Raw genomic sequence first — 18940 nt, forward strand, 5'->3', positions numbered from 1 at the left:
TTTCACAAATCTATTCTCATCCTTTTTGCACCATTTGTCTTTATTTTTCTTCGAGTTCTACTATTGATTCGCACTTTACAAGGAGAAAACAAATGAAATTACATGATAACCAATTACATCTGCTCCGACATTTGGCACGTTTCAACCTGTTTGATTACAGTGGTTGCTTGAAAATGTTGGACATGGACGGAACCGGGAACCGCACCAAGCTGTCCTATGCGTTCCGTCCGTTGACAAAGAACAAATATCTTTCCAAGCGGAAAGATGGCAGCGTATCCATTTTGGCAAAGGGCCGGGCGCTGTTTCCTGAGATCAAACCGCTGATTGCTGTGGGCGGCGGCGCGAGCGAAACCAGACGCATAATTGAGGTATCCCGAATGGCGGCGTTGATGGAGAAGAACGGGGTGCCCGCTGTTGGAAGTATACCGGCGTCGCCGGAGCCGTGTTTTATCCCCTCTGCCTGCTGGCGCAACATTGCCCCCGGAATCCTGTCCACCACCCGTTTTGCTGGAATGTTGGTGGTGGGAGAACACCGCTTGGCAGTCTATGACATTGGAGACGGAACGATGGACTGGCAGGTACGGGCGGAGGGCTCTTTGTTTTACACCCGGTATGGCAGCTATGCGACAAAGGCTACAGGAATGCTCCTGATTTGCCGCAAGGAAGCTCGAATCAAGGCCGCCCGAAATTATTATCCGCCAGACTATGTGGAACCGCCGACAGCTTCTTCAAGAAAGCTGTCTGGAGCGCAACAGGCCTACACGCTGGTCCCGCTCCCCCATCAAGCTGAGAGCAAATTATGAGCACGTCTATTTGACAACTCCCGAGCATCTGGTTGTAAGTTTGAATCGGATTCTGGACGAGGAAAAGTACATCCAAGCGTTGTGTGATGAAAGTGGCGGCACACGGCTGGGCAGACAAGGAATAGGAGATGTGGAGATATGGCCTCGACACCTCTTTGTCAATCCGGCCTGTGACCTACTGAAATTTGTCCGCTTCTTTTCCGCTGTAAAAACATATCTGGAGCCGAGAGAGAAAGACGATTATTATCGGCCCCAGGTTACTCTGGAACTGTATATACACAAGATAGACCATCCCATTGCAGGGATGTATTCGGAATTTTACGGATTGGAGGGACTGAAAATCTATGCATACCGATCTTAAGAAAACACTGGCGACAATCAAACGCTGTCTGCCTATCGAGGGAGAACCAACCCGAGAGCAACTGCATCGGATGTATGATTTAACGCTGCGGCTCATGAGTCAGGAGTTAGCGGTTATTTATGACCAGGAGATGTTTGGCGGTGCAGTGGGGCAAGGGCAGCAGAAATTTTGCGAACGGCAGAGCGGCGGCAGGAACACAGGGGACACCGTGACACTGACGATCCGCGAGCCGCTACCTCCCATGAAGAAACTGACCGAAGCCGTCGAGGAACATTGGAAGGCCATGCTCCATGCAGCCATTGCTGAGGCGGCCCGTCAATCCCCGCTCCCATATTTTGAGAAAGCGTTTGTGGAAATTAAAATTGTTACCATCAAGGGTTGTAATAATGCCAAGGTATGGGATACCTCCAACCGGGCAATCCAAGTCATTCTCAACAACCTGAAAGGTATCTTTTTTAAGGATGACAACATGGATCATATGGCGTTTTCAGTGGTTGGACGATGGGGTGAAAAAGGTGCCACGATAATCCGTATTTTGGACTTTGACAAATTACAGCAAATCAGAGTCAACAGCTGTTAGCCATTTTTAGTGCAAAACTATGAGAGTTTAAAATTATCATAGTGAACAGTGGACAACATTAAAAAATATAACTGTTTTGGACTGCAATAGGTATTGATATGCTGTAAATTGGAAAACAAATCGGTCATAGTAAAACAGCTTTGAGGAGGGGTTCTGCGAGGAGTGTCTGCCTGGGCAGACGCGACGAGCAGAACAGGTCGAGGTGAAGAAAGAGGGGCTGAGTTGGTATTGACTCTCCTACCTTTTCGCCAGTAGGGGGCGGAAACCCCAGCCATAGCGATGTCAAAACTTCGCATATACTAATCTGTCGAATAGAACTGCCATCATAGGCAATTACCGGCAAAAAGCTTATAAACTCCGCCACCTTCTTCCCTGGGGTTCCCTCGTTGATGTTCAAGCAGCAGCTATAATCGTAAATTTGCTTCAAGGCCTGGTCCATCGCAAAATCGAACACATAGCACTCCAGTCTAATAAACGTCATTTGTTTTCTCTTCTATCCCAGAATTAAAACCTCCAAAGTGGCGTCTCTATTCTGCGCCGCTCTGGAGGTTCACTAATTTGGGAGAATTTTCTTGGGATTGCCGCTTTAAACTGAATACACCTGCAAAGGCTCCAAGCAAAAAGGACGCTCGATTCCTTCCATCACCTTTACATATGGAGCAAACGAAGCTAAATGTTGCTTAAACACGTTAAGTGAGTCCGTTCCAGTTACATAGTGAGTAGGAATTACCACATCTACACCGCACCAGCTGACCCCAAGCGCCGCCTCCCGCTCGGTCATCTCTCGAGAGGCACCTGGTCGGATCCCGCTAATCCCTGCACACATGATATTTGGATGGTAAAGTTCCCGAATGGTCCGAAAGTTTTCACTGAGAGCGGTATCTCCTGTATGATAGTAAGTAACCCCAGGCTCCACCTCGATGATGTAACCCACAGGGGGACCATAGGTCAAAATGCCGCCATTCGTATGCTTGGAGGTGTGAAAGGCCAACATGGTGCGCACGACAGTCTGTCCAAACTGCCGGCAGTCACCATATACTGTGCTGACAAGCCGTTCCTTGGGTAAATCCATATGCTCCTTGATGAGATGAATATTGTCGCTGCACATCATAACCTGAGCCTTGCTGCACGCCATAACCTCTTCCACATTGCCATAGTGGTCAGAGGCATGATGGGTAACCAACACCAGATTCACATCCCGAAAATCTTCCGGTACGGCCTCGGTCTGGACGTTTTTTGTAAAATAAGGATCGCATAGAATCTTATAGCCGTCGCTGCGTTCAATCAGTACGCACATACCGCCATAGTAGGTAAATTTAACACTCAAACGGATTGCCTTCTTTCCTTATAGAATAATGTCAGTCGTCCTCTTCCTCGCTCAGATGATTACCCTTGGTACGCACCATGTTAAAAATGGCAGAGCCCAGGGAGAGGAAGGTAAGCAGCATAAACACCAGGCTGATTGGCCGGGTGAACAGCGAGACACAGAAGTTCCAGCCGCCCCGCTCCAGCGCAATTCCCTGCATCATCCCCTTCTCGGTGAGAATGCCCAGCAGCAGACCTAGAACTAGGGGAACCACATTAAAATTATACTTCTCTAAAAAATACCCGACCACGCCGAAGAAGAGCATCACATACACATTGAACATAGAATTGGTGGCCGCATAGATGCCAGTCACACACAGGATTACAATCACAGCGGCCAGAATGTTGTTGGGCACTTTGGTCACGATAGTAAACCGGCGGGCGGTAAAATAGCCAACCAGAAGCATAAAGATATTCGCGATGAACAGGCCTACCATAAAGGGATAAATCGTAGTGGCCTGAACGGAAAAGAGCTCATAGCCGGGTTGGAGTCCGTGGAGGACCATAGCACTCATAAAAATTGCCATTGGGGGAGAACCTGGGATTCCAAGAGTCAAGGTGGGGACCAGCGCGCCCCCAGTAACGCCGTTGTTGGACGCCTCGCAGCAAGCGACTCCCTCGCGGATACCGGTCCCAAAATCCTTACCTTCAGGGCAGGAGCGTTTTCCGAGATCGTAGGATATAAACGTTGCTATGTTGGCCCCCGCCGCAGGCATTATGCCGATCAGGATTCCAATGATGCTGGAGCGAAGATAGGTAACGGGGTAGCGGAACAAATCCCGGAACAGGGAACGCCTGCGTTTTTCCTCTGCGGCGGTCTGCTTCCCGCTGAAGCTGCTCTTATTCAAAATCAGTTTGAAAATGCGGCTGATGGAAAACAGACCTGTCATAACCGCCAGCGTCTGTAAGCCGGACTCCAACTGGTACATACCAAAGGTAAAGCGTTTAAAGCCGTTGAAGGGATCAATGCCCACGCAGCCCAGCAAAATACCCAGTACGCCGGCAATCAGTCCCTTCCAAACATCCTTGCCGCATAGGGAAGCAATGATTGTCAGCCCAAATACAGCCACTGAAAAGTACTCCTGCGCGCTGAACTTCAGAGCAAATCGGGCTAGCGGAGGCGCAATGCACAGCAGGGCCACTACGCTGAGCATCCCGCCCCAGAACGAAGCGACGGCAGCCTCATCCAACGCTTCCCCCGCCCGGCCTTTCAGTGTCATCTGATGCCCGTCAAAGGTAGTAGCCGCCGCAGCACCTGTGCCGGGCGTTTTCAGGAGGATGGCAGAAATGGAGCCGCCGTACTGGGTCGCGCAGTAACACGCGGCTAGAACCAAAAGCGCGGTGGTCCGGTTCATACCAAAGGTCAGGGGAATAAGCAGCGTCATACCAATGGTAGGGCCCAAGCCCGGCATGGCGCCGATAAAGATTCCATATACCGTACTGGCAAGGCAGAGCACCAGATTTTCCACTGTCATGACCTGCTGGAACCCCATGATGATGTTCGACATGATATCCCTCCTCAGATCAGAAAGCCCTTGGGCAATACGGTGTTCATTGCCGCAGCAAACAGAATATAAAGCACCGCCACGGTTATCAGGCTGATAAGGGTGGTCTTGATCTTGTTTTGCTCCTTACTGCCAAAATAGATGCAGAACGCCACCATAAACAGTACGCTGGAGGTCACCCAGCCGATTACGGTAATGAGTGCCGTGTAGGCGAGCATCAGCGCAAAGGCGGTAAGAACCTTAACCGTCTCCTCATGGGAATTCCTCTTGCTCTGAAACACAGGAACCCCCAGCCTTTCATTGATGCAGGTATGAAGAAACAGGGCGGCGCTGAACACCATACCAAGGATGCACGCAATCACCGGGAACAGCCTGGCGTCTCCCACGACAGTTTTTATGGTAAAAAAGCAGGCGGCCGCAAAAAAGCTGAACGACACAAGGGAGACGATTTTGTTTTCTTTATACATAAAACACCTCCACACTTTCGGAAGACTTGATTCAAGGGGGAGGACAGGATTTTCCCTGTCCCCTCCTCTATTTTGCCCTGTAAGCCCAGTTATCCGACGGCGGCGAGATAGGCGTCATAGCAGGCCTGAATATTGGTCTGGCACTCGGCGCTGGAGACGTAGTTTACCGTGCTTCCATAGGTGTTCATGCTCAGGTCAATATAGTCCTGATTCTCGGCCATCTCCGAAAACAGAGTGGTTAGATAGTTGATGATAGCGGGATCGGTCCCTTTTTTCACCAGCATACAGCGGGTGATGGGAATGCTCAAGTCATAACCGGTTTCCACAAAAGTGGGGATATCCGGGAACAGATCAGAGCGCTCATCGCTCGCACATCCGATGGTTTTGGCTGTGGTTCCGTCGTTGCTTGCAGCAGAAAGGGCGCTCATCTCCGCGTCTACATGCCCGCCCAGCAGGGCGGCGTGAACCTCGGCGGTGCTGGTGTAGTTGACAATATTGATGTCCAGCTTCAGTTTGTTGACCATCAGCTGCGCCATCAAGCCGCCGGAGCTGGCGGCACCAGGAGTGCCAATGGTAAGCTCGCCGGGGTGATCCTCCGCATAGGACATAAAGCTGGCCAGATCGGAGAAACGGTCATCATCGGCACGGATGGTAATTGAGCGGGAGTCATTGTGCAGTCCGCAGACGGCGTCAAATCCCTCCGCCACCACAATGTTGGTGGCCATTTGGCTCTCCAGCGCATTGGGATCAAGGTACTGGAAGTCGTTTTCATTGACAAAGGTAACAGCGGCCAGATATAGCTTCTGTCCATCGGCTTTAGAGGCGGTCACATCGGCGGCGGCCACGCGGCCGCTGGAGCCCTCGATATTCGTCACTACATAGTTATCTCCAGAGAGCTGACTGGCAAACTGGGCGGCGGCCCGGCAGTTGTTGTCCTGCGCCCCGCCGGCGGCATAGCCGCAGACTACGGTTACTGTACCCCCCTGGGGATAGCCCGCAGGCTTTATCCCCGCCGCGCCGCTGGCGGAGGGCTCTCCGGGGGAGGCGGCAGGATTGTTCGAGGCGCTGCCCGGCATACTGGAGGAGGCGTTTTGCCCTCCGTTGGAACATCCGCTGAGCGCAAGAGCTGCGGCTAGGGCCAGGGAACACAGTTTGACAAAACGATTCTTTTTCATATCAGTTCTCCTTTTCTCATTTGACACAAAGAGCTTGGCGGAGCACTAGCCCTTTAATTCCTGAAGCTTGTCCTTCATGGTGGCGAAGAGAATTGAGTCGTCCCGCGCAATGCTGAAGCAGTGGACGCCCTTCTCCCGCAACTCCTGAATCCGCGTTTTGTTTTTCACCAGCAGGGTGGGAATTTTGCCATATTGCAGCGCCTTGGAGATCACCATATCCTCCGCAGCTAAAACGTCGGGGTGGCTGTTCTCGCCGGGAACTCCCAGCGCCTGAGACAGGTCGTTTTTCCCGGTGGCGACCATATCCACGCCGGGAACTGACAATATCTCGTCGATATTTTCCAGTCCCTCCCGGTCCTCAATCTGGACAATCAGCGCGACACGGTCATTGGCGGTTTTGGCATAGTCGCTCAGCTTGGTCTCTCCGAAGTTGAGGATACGGGCGGTGCCAGTCATGCCCCGTTCTCCCAGCGGAGAATACTTCATCATGGAAATGGCCTGCCGGGCAATCTCAGCGTTGCGCACATGGGGGATCATCAGTGCATCCGCCCCCATATCCAGCAGTGCGCTGGCCTGGCGCAGGTCGGTCACCCGCAGCTGGAGCGGAAGGCCCAGCAGCTTGGCGGTACGGATCATCTCAGTGAGGCAGGCATAGTCGAACAGCATATGCTCACAGTCAATGCGCACAAAGTCATAACCGGCCCGGGCGGCCATTTCCAGAACAGAACAGTCATGGATGGAAAGATTCAATCCGTAGCTGTCCAGCCCCTGCCGGGCCCGTCCGGGTATATTTGGTTTTTGAATCATATTTGACTCCTCCTTATCATAAACGGTTTTGTTTATTTCTTGGCCACCACCACATCTCTGGCGGGGACCGGCTCGCCTTTGGAAAAGGCCACAATATTTTGGTAGGCGTGCTCGGTAACCGGGATCACATTGTCGCTGGCCGCGCCGCCGATGTGGCAGGTGCAGACAACATTGTCCATCTGCAGCAGCGGATTGCTGGGGTCCACCGGTTCCTGGGCGAAAGCGTCAAGACCCGCACCGCGCAGGGTCCTGCTTTGGAGCGCCTGAATCATCGCTCCCTCATCTACAATGGGACCGCGGGCGGTGTTAATCAGAACCGCTCCCTCCTTCATGCTCCGGAACTGCTCCGCCCCAATCATCCCCCGGGTCTGGTCAGTCAGCGGAACATGCACAGAGATGATATCACTGGTACGAATCAGTTCCTCAAAGGGGACGTAGTGAGCCTGGAGCTTTTCCTCCAGCTCTGGAGAGAGACGGAATACATCGTAATAAACCACCTCCATATCAAAGCCCTGGACCATCTTTGCCACCTTTTTTGCGATGTTGCCAATGCCCAAAAGGCCCACTCGTTTGCCGTTCATCATGTAACACTGGGCCCGCATCTCGGTGCGCACCCACTGCCCCTCCCGCATGGTGCGGCTGACATAGGGAATCTTCCGGTTGACTGCCAACATCAGCCCTACAGCCAACTCGGCCACAGGGATGGCATTGGAGCCAGCGGTAATATTGACGGGGATATTCCGCGTCTCCGCCGCCTTGCAATCGATCTTGTCAACTCCGATTCCCCACTTTTGAATCATTTTCAGCTTAGGAGCAGCGGCTATGTACTCCGCGGTAACCGGGATGCGGCCGGCAATGATGTAGTCAGCGTCCCGAACCAGACGTAAATGCTCCTCCTTGTCGGTCAGGGAGGTGGGACGCACCAGTTCAAATCCCTCCGGAAGAATCTCCCGTTCCTTTTCCATCAGCGCGTCGGCGTGTATCTCGAGCCAGACAATTTTTTCCATGTTCATTCAATATCATCCTCCTGCTATTTAGGGTGGGTTCTGTACGCTCATCCTGCTGTCAGTGTATCATTCAAAATGTTAAAAGGAAATCATAAATTATATTTTATTTTATCAATATAAACGTGTAATAATTATTTTATTTGTAAATAGTAAATAAATAAAGCAAAGCTTTTTGTATATTTAATACAATATTTTAGGAATAATTCAGAAGAAAAGTTTTCCATTAAACAAAAAGACTGACGAGGCATACACGAAAAAGAAACAAGAGATATCTTGCTTCTTAATACACGATTATGTTAATATCATTACGGACTAGCCTTTACGTTTCTGATTTATTCCGTCCACAGGATTTTTTATTTGATTGGAGGTATTCAATGAATTTTGTTAACTTAAAATATTTTTTGACCGCAGCAGAGGAACTGAATATGACGAAAGCCGCACAAAGGCTCTATATTTCCCCACAAAGTTTAAGCAACCATATTGCCCGAATGGAGCAGGAATTGAACATTCAGCTGTTCGAGCGAACACCTAAACTGCGCCTCACCTATGCAGGGGAGTGTACCGCCAAGATCGCGGCCCAGATGCTGAAGCTGAACAAGCAGATGCAGGTACAAATCAATGATATTATTAACCAACGCAGAGGAAACTTAAACATCGGCCTTGTAACCCGCGCCCGCGGACGTATTCTGCTGCCTAAAATTTTGCCTGCCTATCATCGGATGAATCCGGATGTAGAACTACATCTGGAAGTAGGCAGTTCGGATGTTTTGGCGGAGAAATTAAAGGAGGGCTCGCTGGATCTTATTTTTACTATGAAACAGGACACTGGGAACGGCTCTATCTGCGCGCAGGAGGTATACCGGGAGAACTTCTGTCTGATTGTATCTGAAAGCACCATGCGGCAGTTGTTTCCCGACAACACCAAAACAGTGGTCCGGGCCTTTGAACGCGGGGTTGATTTGTCCGCCTTTCGTATGGCGCCCTTCCTGTTGATGGAGCGGGGCGCGCCTGTCCGGATTCAGGCCGACCAATTGTTCCTCTCCGTGGATTGGGAGCCCAATGTCATTTTGGAAAGTACCGACCTGGAGACGCTGCTGGCGCTGTGCTACGCGGGGATGGGGGTTACCTTTGCCCACGAACGAACCGCGCTGCACAGCTTCGCTAAAAACCTGGCCGGCGGTACCTCTGCGGTCCATGTGTTTCCCATTCTGGATGACGCATTCACTGGCCGTACGTTCCTGTGTTACCGGCGCTCTGAATATTTGAGTAAGGCGCTGCGAGAATTTATTACACTGACTATGGAAACATTCCATCAGCCAAAACCATTTTTTGAACATTTATTAACGGAAGGCGGAACTTACGATGCGCTATGAGACAAAGGCAGGAATCTTTCAAACCGTGGACCAGTGGGCTCAAGTGCCCCCGCAGGAAATCAGCGGACCAATCGCTGGTGTTGGCAGGGACCAAGATGACCATATCTATGTGCTGACCCGCAGACGGCCTGCCATCTTAATCTTTGACCGAAAGGGGCAATGTCTAGAACGCTGGGACGACCAGGTCTTCGCACGCCCACACGGAATCCATGTTGTGAAAGGAAATGCTATCTATATCGTGGACGACGCAGGACATGCCGTTTATGAATTTCGTCCTGACCATACTTTACTTCGAGTCCTTGGAAATCGCGGAGTTCCATCTGATACCGGCTGCATAAACAAGGATTATAAAACAATTACTCACAGCGGGCCGCCCTTTCATTATCCTACCGGGATCACATCAGACGAGGATGGCAGACTCTATGTATCGGACGGCTATGGAAATGCCAGGATTCACTGCTTTTCCCCGGAGGGGAGGCTGGAGTTCAGTTGGGGAGAGCCTGGCACAGCACCGGGACAATTTCAGCTGCCCCACGGAATTTTTTATCACCAGGGAATCATATATGTGGCAGACCGTCAGAATAACCGCGTTCAGCTCTTTGACCGCAGCGGCAGGCCACAAGGCTGCTGGACTAATTTCATCCGGCCTTCTGGTTTGTGTATGGGACCTGACAGCAATCTCTACGTTTCGGAATGCTGTCACCGAGCTGCCTTTGATGGTTGTCCCAGCCGTATTACCATCATAAATTCTCAGGGACAGCTCGTGGACCGAATTGCGTTTGACCAAAAGGATGAGTCTGCTAAAGCATATCATACTGCTCATGGCGTTACTGTGGACAGTGAGGGCAGTATCTATATCGGAGAAGTTGGTAAAGGATTTCCTGAAGGATACTCCGGTATGCGGAAACTCCAGCGGCTCAGTTGATTTTTGGCCATTTTGTCTATTCGCAGTTTTCTAGAATAAAAAGATAGAGCCAAGGTCCTATAACCTCGGCTCTATCTCTGTTTCAATCGCAAATACATTTCTCACGACAAAGAGTGTTCGTATCTGCGCGTTTTGGTGACCCAGCGGAGATTCGAACTCCGGACACCCTGCTTAAAAGGCAGGTGCTCTGCCAACTGAGCTACTGGGTCGTGGCGATTGCGTTTTGAGGAGGCCAAGCTGCCCCAGGCGGCCCGTCAAATGCGGCTTTGCTGCCCTACGGATGCAACGCACCCCTTCGCGGACAAGCGGGCCGGGTTTGAAGCCTGTACCGACGATGTGGCAGGGATGGCTGGACTCGAACCAGCGATGAGGGAGTCAAAGTCCCTTGCCTTGCCGCTTGGCTACACCCCTGTGTTGAAAAGAGGGAAAGCCGGAGCAGAAGCTCCGGCCTTCCGCCTTCTTGTGGGGTGGGTAAAGGGGCTCGAACCCTCGACACCCGGAACCACAATCCGGTGCTCTGCCAGCTGAGCTATACCCACCATATCACTGACGTGGTACGCCTGAAGGGACTCGAACCCCCGGCCCGCTGCTTAGAAGGCAGCTGCTCTATCCACCTGAGCTACAGGCGCGTCTGGAGCGGGTGATGGGAATCGAACCCACGCGACCAGCTTGGAAGGCTGGGATTCTACCATTGAACTACACCCGCATGGATGGTGTTCCTGTTACATCAGCCTTTTGATATTATCACATTTCTTCCGGCCTGTCAATGCCTTTTTGCGCAAATTTTTCCCGGCGGGAGCGGGGCGGCTCGGGGCCGCCCCGCCGGATCAACCGCCGATAAAAAAGATGGTGTCTCCCTCCTGCTTGCTGACCACCTCTATCTCCTCGGTGAGGGGGATGAGGGCCATGTTCCGGTACAGCTGCTTCCCGGTGACCTGCCAGCTGGACATGGTGAACAGGTAGTTCAAGGTGTCCTCAACGGGCAGCTCCGGATCGAAGAATCCCAGCTCAGGCAGACCGAACTCCGCCAGCCCCTGTGTCTGTATGGTGGGCTTGTCCTCCTGGAGGCCCCGATAGAACCAGACCCACAGGGGAACGGGGAAATAGTCCGGGTCGTCCCGGCCCACCTCCTCCATCTGGGCACGTCGGGACAGGTAGTTTTCCTTGCTCACCAGCAGGGCGGTGTTGGTCACCGAGACCCCCACGGCCCCCTCCAGCTCCAGCAGGGCGGCGCACACCAGACTGAAGTCCCAGCAGGCCCGGCGCTTGCCCTCCAGGGTCTTTCCGCCTCCCTTCTGGGCCAAAACCCAGAAGGACTTGTGGTTACAGAAGGCCTCCTGCCTCTCCGGGCTGAGGAACAGGTTGTGCTGGGCCATGACGGCGATGTCCCGCTCCTCCTTAGGCACCGGCATGGGCAGGTAGGAGCACCAGAACTCCAGTCCGTCCACCGTGACGGTAAAGGCGGGGACCTTGGGGTGGCTGCGGTCGATGCCGCTCACAGACCGCTCCCCAAAAGTCTTTCGCAGCTGTTCAATGGCCGGGCCGACGTTCTTCAGCACCCGGTCCATGAGCAGCAGGGCCATGGTGTCCTCCCTGGGGGGCTTGGGCCACTCGCTCTTCGGGGCGGGCTCCGGCGCTTTTTTCTTGAAGCGGTCAAACAGTCCCATAATATGATCTCCTTGTTGTGGTGTAGGGGCCGACGAGTCGTCGGCCCGTGGTCAGATGGCGCGCCGGGGTCGTCGCGCCCTACAACGCCTCCAATTACCCCAGCGCCGAGTCGCAGAAGGCGCAGCAGTCCACGCCGCCGTTTTTCTTCACCAGGGGGGGCAGGTAGGGCTGGCTCTGGGTGATGCACCGGGGGTTGCGGCAGACAGGCTTTGTGCCAATCTCCACCGCCTGGGCGCGGTCCAGCCGGGGCTGGTTGGCCAGGTCGGCCAGCAGTGCCATCCGGGCGAACATGCCGTAGCGGGCCTGCTCAAAGTACACCGCCCGGGCGTCGTCGTCCACATCCACGGCGATCTCGTCCACCCGGGGCAGGGGGTGCATCACCAGCATGTGCTCCTTGGCCCGCTCCAGCTTCCGCCGGGTGAGGATATAGACCCCCTTACACCGCTCATACTCCAGCGGGTCCACGAAGCGCTCCCGCTGGATGCGGGTCATATACAGCACATCCAGCTGGGGGATGACCGCCTCCAGGCCGGTGACCTCGGTAAAGCGCATGTTATTCTCCCGCATAAAGGTGCGCATGTAGTCGGGAATGGCCAGCTCCCGGGGGGAGATGAGGAAAAAGCAGACATTCTCAAACTTGGCCAGAGCCTTGATGAGGGAGTGGACGGTCCGCCCGTTCTTCAGGTCGCCGCACAGACCTACCGAAAGCCCGTCCACTCCGCCCAGCAGGCGGGTGATGGTGGTCAGGTCGGCGGTGGTCTGGGTAGGATGCATATGTCCGCCGTCTCCGGCGTTGACCACCGGGACGTGGGAGTAAAGCGAGGCCGCCTTGGCCGCCCCCTCCCAGGGGGTGCGCATCACCACCACGTCGGCGTAGCCGGAGACCATCTTGATGGTGTCCTTCAGCGTCTCCCCCTTGGACACCGAGGAGGAGTTGGGGTCGGCGAAGCCGAACACCGTTCCGCCCAGACGGAGCATGGCGGTCTGGAAGGAGAAGTTGGTGCGGGTGGAGGGCTCATAGAACAGGGAGGCCATCACCCTGCCCCGGCATGTATCCAGAAAGCCCTCCGGGGCGTCCATAATTTGGCTGGCCCGGGCATACAGATCGTCCCACTCCTGCCGGGACAGGTCCCCAAAGTCGATTAAATGACGCATTCCATCTTCCCCTTTTCCATTTCTTCCGCTATCCTACCACAAAGCGCCCTGTTTAGCAAGCGAGAATATGGGACAAGGGAGCCGAATCTTAACAGAAACTTTAAATATTCTCCTTGAACGCCGGTGTGGGGTGTGCTATAATATGTGTATCACCCGCCCAAGGCGGACAGAAAGGAAGTTATTCCCATGTTCCAGAGAAAGAGTCGGCTGCTCGCTGCCGCAATGTGCGCTGTTCTGGCGGCAATGCTGATTGTGCCCGTCTCTGCCCACGGACATCATGGCGGATGGGGCCGTCACAGCAGATACAGACAGCAGGTTCAGACCAGCGTCACCGTCTGCCCTTATGAGGACTGCACCGAGGCCGGCCGCCACATCCACGACGGCTTGACCTACTGCGGCTACGGCCATGGCAGCGGCGTGTGCGACAACAACTGCCGGGCTCTGTGTCCCTTCGAGGACTGCGTAGTAGCGGGCCGGCACTACCACGACGGCGCGCCCTACTGCGGCTATGACCACGCCGGCGGCTACTGCGACGGCGCCTGCCAGGCCCTGTGCCCCCTGGAGGACTGCCAGCTCACCGGCCGGCACACCCACGGCTATGCCACCTACTGCGGCGCGCACCACGATTACGGCTATTGCGACGGGTCCTGCGCCGCCACGGCCACGGCTGTCTCCTACGGCTGCGGCCATCACGGAGGCTGCTGACCGGGTACAATTTGGAAAATCACTGTATAAACCCCCTCCATTTTCACACCCTAACAGGGAGAAATGGAGGGGTCTTTTGATCTGGTTCTGGAGCTTTGCGGCGTACAGCTTCGCCGGTTTTCTGCTGGAGGCGGCCTTCGCGGCGGTGGTGGGGGGCCGGTCCGACCGGAAGGGACTGTGGGTGCTGCCGCTGTGCCCGGTGTATGGGGCGGGGGCCTGTCTCATTTTGCTCCTAGCCGGCCGGGCGGCGGCCTGGCCCCCGGCGGTGTTCCTTCTGGGAGGGCTGGCGGCCACGGCGGTGGAGTACTGCGCCGCCCTGTATCATGAGAGGGTGCTGGGGGTGACCTTCTGGAGCTACGACGGCCTGCCCGGGAACCTCCAGGGAAAGGTCTGCCTGCCCTTCTCTCTGGCCTGGGGAGTGCTGTCCCTGGGGTTGGTCTACTGGCTGCACCCCCTGCTGGCCCCAGGGCTGGCCCATGTCCCCGCCCCGGTGAGCTGGCTGGCCCTGACCACTGTGCTCACCGACGGCCTGCTCACCGCCCTCCTGCTGCGGTGCAGCGGCGACACCGCCAGTCTGCGGTGGTACAGATAGAGGAAACCGCCGGCCAAATGGCCGGCGGTCAGCGTTTACTCCTCGTAGTCGTCGTACTCGTCGATGTGGGCGGAATGCTGGAGCTTCCCCTTAGCGGTATCAACCAGCTCGGCGAGGCCGTCCCAGTAGGCGATAATGGCGCAAATAGCGGCGGCGGCGGCCAGAGACAGCGCCACAATCTTCAGAACCAAACGGGCAACTTTCATAACAGATACCTCCCATACAGAATTGCTGCCTCTAGTTTACATGATTGCCAGAAAAAATACAATCGTTTTTCAGAAATTTTATTTATTTTTCTGGGAGAGGTATTTTCCGGTATTCCCTGCCCGCCTCCGGAGCCACCCCTCGCTCCGCCATCAGCTGCTCCACCGTGACGAAGCAGAAGCCCTTGGCCAGCAGGGCGTCCACCACGCGCAGAGCCGCCTGCTCAGAGCTGGGGAACAGGTCGTGCATGAGGATGATGTCCCCGTCGCGGGCCCGGTCCACGATGGCGGACACAATCCGGTCGATGTTGTCGTCCTTCCAGTCCTCCGGGTCCACCGACCAGAGGATGATGGGCCCGCCGCACCAGCCCTCGGCCTGCCGGTCAATGAGCCCATAGGGCGGGCGGAGCCAGTAGTTCCCCTCCCCCAGCAGGCCGGTGAGCAGCGCCCGGGTCCGGCCCACCTGGAGGTCGAAGGCCCCCCGGGACAGCCCCTTCAGCTCCACGTGGTCATAGGTGTGGATGCCGATCTGGTGACCCTCGGCGGCCATGCGCCGGACCAGGTCCTCGTTGCCCGGGATGCGGCTGCCCACCAGGAAAAAGGTGGCGGGCACCTCCCGCAGAGCCAGGCCATCCAGCAGAGGGCCGGTGGTGGAGGACCGGGGGCCGTCGTCAAAGGTGAGGGCCACCAGGGGCGGGCTGTCCACCGTCACCGCCGCCGGCCCACCTGCGGGCGCGGTCTGCGGCTGCCCGGGGAGGGCCATAACCAGCGCCAGCACACACAAAAGAGCCGCTAATTTTTTCCTGCTCATCAACCCGCCGCCTCCTTGACGCTTTTGCTGTCAGTATGTGCGGCAGGGCGAAAAAATTGCGATGAAAAATATGTTTTTATTCCTTTATTTCTACAAAGCCAATAATCAGGTCTACGGCCTCCGCCGTGATCTCCGCGGGGGCCCGCTCCTCAAAGGACGCGCTCCGGCTGGACAGGTCCAGCATCCGGGCCTGGTCACACATCACAACGCCCTCCGTCTTTGTCCGCTGATCCAGCCGGATATGGAAGGGGTGGCTCCGGTCCGTGTGGGTAATGGGACATACCATCGTCAAGCTGCTGACCCGGTTGAACAAATTATTGCTGACCACAAGAGCCGGGCGGCGGCCTCTCTGCTCATGTCCGGACTGGGGATCAAAATTCAGGTACACGATGTCACCCTGCTCAAACACCGTCACCATATCTCGTCACCCTCCGCCCTTCCCCAGTCCACTTCTTCCTCCTGGAGGGACCCGATCTCCTCGATCGGTTTCCCGTAGAAGGCGGTCAGGCGTTCCTCCAGGCTCCTGTGCGGCGCCGTAACAGCCTTTTGGATGGTAATGGTGTTCAAGGTCTGCGTCAGCTCCACCCGGTCATTCTCCCGAAGCCCCAGAGCGTCCAAAAGGGGCTTGGGGATACGCAGCCCGTTGCTGTTTCCCCATTTTTGAATGGTCGCGTACATGCACAAATCACTCCCTTTTCATATAGTATATACATAGTATATACTTCCGTCAAGAAAAATATTCGTCAGGGGTGCAGATAAAAGGCGTGGGTAAACCAGTTGAACACCCACTCGCGTAGAATGGGGGAGCTGTCCCACTCCTCCGCAAAGCCGGGAAGGCAGCGGATTTCCTCCCGCCAGCGGGCCATGATGGGGTGATTGTTTGTATCAACGCTCTCCTTCCACCGCCGGGCCTTCTGTTTGTGCCAGGCCTTCAGCTCCTCCAGCGCCCCTGGGGCCTGGAGGGAGAGCGTCTCAATCTGGGGCAGGATGCGCTCCGCCAAAAGACGCCAACGGGCGAGCCTGCGCTCCTCCGCAGGCTTGAGGGGTGTCTCCAGAGCCGGAATGGCGTACCGCCGGAGCTTGTCCGAGAGCACCTCCAAGGCCTGCTCCAGCTGCTTCTGCGGCCCTGTCTGGTAGCGGATAGGCTCCATGGGGCCGGGGGAGGTCAGGAGAGAGGAGGGCTCGCTGGGGTCGGCCGCCAGCTGGCCGATGAGATAGTTGGGCGGCCCGCCCCGGGCGCTGTTGACCCGCCAGGGCATGTGCAGAAGGCCAGTCCAGTCGTACCAGTCGGGGACGTGCCCGCCGCCGATCAGATACCAATTGATGGACAGGTCGCCCTTGCCATCCTCGAAGTATCGGTCGATGGGCAGGTAGTCATACCAATAGCCCGGCTTCTCCCGGACAAAGCCGTAGGTCCCGCCCGACTCGCTGACAAAGCGGAAGCCGGGGAATTGGGTTTCCACCATTTGAATGAGCTTCCCCTTCACCGGAACGCTGCGCACAGCCATAACAATTCCTCCTTATGAGAAGGGCCGGGGAATTTCCCCGGCCCCTTGCGTTTATTCCTGATCCTTTGCGTCTGCTATGGTGTCCAGCAGGTCGCACAGCTCCTCTTTGGTATATGTGGCTTTATCGCTGTTCTTGAACAGACGGCGCAGGTCGTAAATAGTTGCTTTTTCGATTACTTTATAATCCTTTTCCGTAGGCATTAAATTTACCTCCTTTTGCTCTGTCTGCCCTTTCTCAGTTTTCCTTTTTCTTGTCCTCTAACAGCTCTTCGACCTTCCGCTTTGCCTTTTCCAGATCCTTGCAGCCATCCAGGACCATGCGGATCATTTTAATGATCCTGCTCCGGACTTTACTGTCTGGGCACGGTTTTGGTGATGGTGGCCTTGGGGTCCTCGGTGTCGAAGACGGTCTTGGCGGCGGCGGCCAGGCCGGCGATGCCCTGGAGCTCGGAGGGGATGATGATCTTGGTGGCCTTGCCGTTGGCGGCGGCGGTGAAAGCCTCCAGGGCCTTGATGGTCAGCACGCCCTGTCCGGGGGCGGCCTCGTTGATCAGGCGGATGGCGTCGGCGGTGGCCTGCTGAACCTTCAGGATGGCCTCAGCCTCGGCCTCGGCCTCCAGAATCTTGGCCTGCTTGGCGCCCTCGGCCTGGAGGATGGCCGCCTGCTTGGCGGCGTCGGCCCGGAGGATGGCGGACTGCTTTTCGCCCTCGGCCACCAGGATCTGAGACTGCTTCTGGCCCTCAGCCTGGAGGATGGACTCGCGGCGCTCACGCTCGGCCCGCATCTGCTTCTCCATGGACTCCTGAATGTCGCGGGGGGGCATGATGTTCTTCAGCTCCACCCGGTTGACCTTAATGCCCCAGGGGTCGGTGGCCTCGTCCAGGAGGGCGCGCATCTTGGTGTTGATGTGGTCCCGGCTGGTGAGGGTCTGGTCCAGCTCCAGGTCGCCGATGATATTCCGCAGGGTGGTGGCGGTGAGGTTCTCGATGGCGGACATGGGGTTCTCAATGCCGTAGGTATACAGCTTGGGGTCGGTAATCTGGAAGTAGACCACCGAGTCGATCTGCATGGTCACGTTGTCCTTGGTGATGACGGGCTGGGGGGCGAAGTCCACCACCTGCTCCTTCAGGGACACGTTCTTTACTATGCGGTCCACAAAGGGGACCTTGAACTTTACGCCCTCGTCCCAGACGGTAAGGAACCGGCCCAGCCGGGTGATGACGTAGGCCCGGGATTGAGGCACAATCTTGATGCAGGAGCCGAAAATAATCAGCGCTACAATAACAATAGCTACCCAGGGAAGGATTGCGAATAAAATATCCATACTGCTCTCTCCTTTTTGAATGATGGTTGATATGGTACTGTGGTCACAGGGTCTCAACGAATACCTTCACGCCCTCGATCCGCTGGACCCTGACCTGGGTTCCGCTGGGGATGACCACGCCCAGCTGGCTGCGGGCGGTCCAGATCTGGCCCATAACGTTTACCTGGCCGGTGCCGGCCTCGTTGTCCACCGCCTCTGTAACCAGGGCGGTCTGACCGATAACCCGGTCAGCGTTGGTGGGGGAGCGCCGGGGGTGGATCAACCGGGATACTGCGGGCCGCACCAGGGCCAGAGCCGCCGCGGACACCGCCGCGAACACAATAAGCTGGAGCCAGAACGGCCCGCCCACGCAGGCCGCCACAAAGGCGCCCAGCGCCCCTACGGCAAACCAGATGCAGACCAGGCCCACCGTGGCCGCCTCACCCACGCACAGAGCGATCACAGCGGCCAGCCAGAACACCTTAAATCCCACAACAACTCCTCCCTTCGGATCAAAGCGATTCTCTGTCACTCCTATCATATCATACCGCTATGAAAAATACCACTGTCTCGACAAAATTTTTAACGAATTTTAATTTAGGCGCTGACTGACATTGTTCAAACAG

Annotated in this window: 22 protein-coding genes and 5 tRNA genes; 6 read left to right on the forward strand and 21 right to left on the reverse strand. The window is 55.7% G+C overall.

The features are described from left to right. On the forward strand, positions 1–803 hold an 803-nt coding region (locus D1641_RS09135; protein ID WP_160664898.1), incomplete at its 5' end, for a hypothetical protein. Positions 804–1147: 344 nt separating this feature from the next. Then, positions 1148–1744, forward strand: a complete 597-nt coding sequence (locus D1641_RS09140) for a hypothetical protein (RefSeq protein ID WP_160664900.1) — start codon at positions 1148–1150, stop codon at positions 1742–1744. A gap of 586 nt (positions 1745–2330) precedes the next feature. Here D1641_RS09140 and D1641_RS09145 read toward each other — a convergent pair. The 6 genes from D1641_RS09145 to D1641_RS09170 all read right to left on the reverse strand — a co-directional run bounded on the left by D1641_RS09145 (position 2331) and on the right by D1641_RS09170 (position 8076). Then, a complete protein-coding gene (locus tag D1641_RS09145) occupies positions 2331–3071 on the reverse strand; it encodes an MBL fold metallo-hydrolase (protein WP_160664902.1) in 741 nt (246 codons plus the stop codon). Positions 3072–3102: 31 nt separating this feature from the next. Next, a complete protein-coding gene (locus D1641_RS09150) occupies positions 3103–4617 on the reverse strand; it encodes a tripartite tricarboxylate transporter permease (protein ID WP_160664904.1) in 1515 nt (504 codons plus the stop codon). Between the two features lie 11 nt (positions 4618–4628). Next, on the reverse strand, positions 4629–5081 hold the full coding sequence (locus D1641_RS09155; RefSeq protein WP_160664906.1) for a tripartite tricarboxylate transporter TctB family protein: 453 nt from the start codon (positions 5079–5081) through the stop codon (positions 4629–4631). A gap of 89 nt (positions 5082–5170) precedes the next feature. Continuing rightward, positions 5171–6256 (reverse strand): tripartite tricarboxylate transporter substrate-binding protein, encoded by a 1086-nt coding sequence (locus D1641_RS09160; RefSeq protein ID WP_160664908.1) that lies wholly within the window; start codon positions 6254–6256, stop codon positions 5171–5173. Between the two features lie 45 nt (positions 6257–6301). Next, positions 6302–7063, reverse strand: a complete 762-nt coding sequence (locus D1641_RS09165; RefSeq protein ID WP_160664910.1) for an aldolase/citrate lyase family protein — start codon at positions 7061–7063, stop codon at positions 6302–6304. Positions 7064–7095: 32 nt separating this feature from the next. After that, positions 7096–8076: a 2-hydroxyacid dehydrogenase gene (locus D1641_RS09170; RefSeq protein ID WP_160664912.1), complete on the reverse strand. Its 981-nt coding sequence runs from the start codon at positions 8074–8076 to the stop codon at positions 7096–7098. Between the two features lie 368 nt (positions 8077–8444). Here D1641_RS09170 and D1641_RS09175 point away from each other — a divergent pair, with 368 nt between their 5' ends. Both D1641_RS09175 and D1641_RS09180 read left to right on the forward strand, forming a co-directional pair. Beyond that, a complete protein-coding gene (locus D1641_RS09175) occupies positions 8445–9443 on the forward strand; it encodes a LysR family transcriptional regulator (RefSeq protein ID WP_160664914.1) in 999 nt (332 codons plus the stop codon). Further along, positions 9433–10368, forward strand: coding sequence for a hypothetical protein (locus D1641_RS09180; RefSeq protein ID WP_160664916.1), 936 nt, complete (start codon positions 9433–9435; stop codon positions 10366–10368). The genes D1641_RS09175 and D1641_RS09180 overlap by 11 nt, the downstream gene beginning before the upstream one ends. 133 nt (positions 10369–10501) lie before the next feature. Here the strand turns inward: D1641_RS09180 and D1641_RS09185 are convergent. From D1641_RS09185 to pyrB, 7 genes are all read right to left on the reverse strand, one after another. Further along, positions 10502–10577 (reverse strand) — tRNA-Lys (locus D1641_RS09185). Between the two features lie 128 nt (positions 10578–10705). Next, a tRNA-Gln gene (locus D1641_RS09190) sits at positions 10706–10779 on the reverse strand. Between the two features lie 52 nt (positions 10780–10831). Beyond that, positions 10832–10907 (reverse strand) — tRNA-His (locus tag D1641_RS09195). A 13-nt stretch (positions 10908–10920) separates the two neighbouring features. Further along, positions 10921–10997: transfer RNA gene (locus D1641_RS09200), tRNA-Arg, on the reverse strand. Between the two features lie 3 nt (positions 10998–11000). Continuing rightward, a tRNA-Gly gene (locus tag D1641_RS09205) sits at positions 11001–11074 on the reverse strand. Between the two features lie 121 nt (positions 11075–11195). Continuing rightward, positions 11196–12035 carry a hypothetical protein gene (locus D1641_RS09210; RefSeq protein ID WP_160664918.1) on the reverse strand — a complete coding sequence of 280 codons (840 nt, stop codon included), beginning with the start codon at positions 12033–12035 and terminating at the stop codon, positions 11196–11198. Between the two features lie 94 nt (positions 12036–12129). Continuing rightward, entirely contained in the window at positions 12130–13191 is a 1062-nt protein-coding gene (pyrB, locus tag D1641_RS09215) for an aspartate carbamoyltransferase (RefSeq protein ID WP_160664920.1), read from the reverse strand. Positions 13192–13377: 186 nt separating this feature from the next. Here pyrB and D1641_RS09220 point away from each other — a divergent pair, with 186 nt between their 5' ends. Continuing rightward, positions 13378–13896: a hypothetical protein gene (locus D1641_RS09220; RefSeq protein WP_160664922.1), complete on the forward strand. Its 519-nt coding sequence runs from the start codon at positions 13378–13380 to the stop codon at positions 13894–13896. Positions 13897–13972: 76 nt separating this feature from the next. Beyond that, a complete protein-coding gene (locus D1641_RS09225; protein WP_160664924.1) occupies positions 13973–14488 on the forward strand; it encodes a putative ABC transporter permease in 516 nt (171 codons plus the stop codon). A gap of 35 nt (positions 14489–14523) precedes the next feature. On the opposite strand, the gene D1641_RS19150 is transcribed toward D1641_RS09225, so the two are convergent. From D1641_RS19150 to D1641_RS09260, 8 genes are all read right to left on the reverse strand, one after another. Continuing rightward, positions 14524–14694 carry a hypothetical protein gene (locus D1641_RS19150; protein ID WP_201757315.1) on the reverse strand — a complete coding sequence of 57 codons (171 nt, stop codon included), beginning with the start codon at positions 14692–14694 and terminating at the stop codon, positions 14524–14526. 82 nt (positions 14695–14776) lie between these two features. After that, positions 14777–15502, reverse strand: a complete 726-nt coding sequence (locus tag D1641_RS09230; protein WP_160664926.1) for a polysaccharide deacetylase family protein — start codon at positions 15500–15502, stop codon at positions 14777–14779. A 76-nt stretch (positions 15503–15578) separates the two neighbouring features. Then, positions 15579–15920 (reverse strand): type II toxin-antitoxin system PemK/MazF family toxin, encoded by a 342-nt coding sequence (locus tag D1641_RS09235; protein WP_160664928.1) that lies wholly within the window; start codon positions 15918–15920, stop codon positions 15579–15581. Beyond that, the gene (locus tag D1641_RS09240; protein WP_160664930.1) at positions 15914–16180 is read right to left on the reverse strand and encodes an AbrB/MazE/SpoVT family DNA-binding domain-containing protein; all 267 of its coding nucleotides are present in this window, start codon (positions 16178–16180) and stop codon (positions 15914–15916) included. Before D1641_RS09240 ends, D1641_RS09235 begins: the two co-directional genes overlap by 7 nt. A gap of 65 nt (positions 16181–16245) precedes the next feature. Beyond that, positions 16246–17010, reverse strand: a complete 765-nt coding sequence (locus tag D1641_RS09245) for a hypothetical protein (RefSeq protein ID WP_160664932.1) — start codon at positions 17008–17010, stop codon at positions 16246–16248. Positions 17011–17061: 51 nt separating this feature from the next. Further along, positions 17062–17211: a hypothetical protein gene (locus D1641_RS09250; RefSeq protein ID WP_160664934.1), complete on the reverse strand. Its 150-nt coding sequence runs from the start codon at positions 17209–17211 to the stop codon at positions 17062–17064. A 149-nt stretch (positions 17212–17360) separates the two neighbouring features. Beyond that, positions 17361–18335, reverse strand: a complete 975-nt coding sequence (locus D1641_RS09255; RefSeq protein ID WP_160664936.1) for an SPFH domain-containing protein — start codon at positions 18333–18335, stop codon at positions 17361–17363. A gap of 43 nt (positions 18336–18378) precedes the next feature. Then, positions 18379–18807 carry an NfeD family protein gene (locus tag D1641_RS09260; RefSeq protein WP_347707411.1) on the reverse strand — a complete coding sequence of 143 codons (429 nt, stop codon included), beginning with the start codon at positions 18805–18807 and terminating at the stop codon, positions 18379–18381. Positions 18808–18940: the final 133 nt, after the last annotated feature.

Origin of the sequence: Colidextribacter sp. OB.20 (assembly GCF_009911595.1) — a bacterium.
GTDB lineage: Bacteria > Bacillota > Clostridia > Oscillospirales > Oscillospiraceae > Lawsonibacter.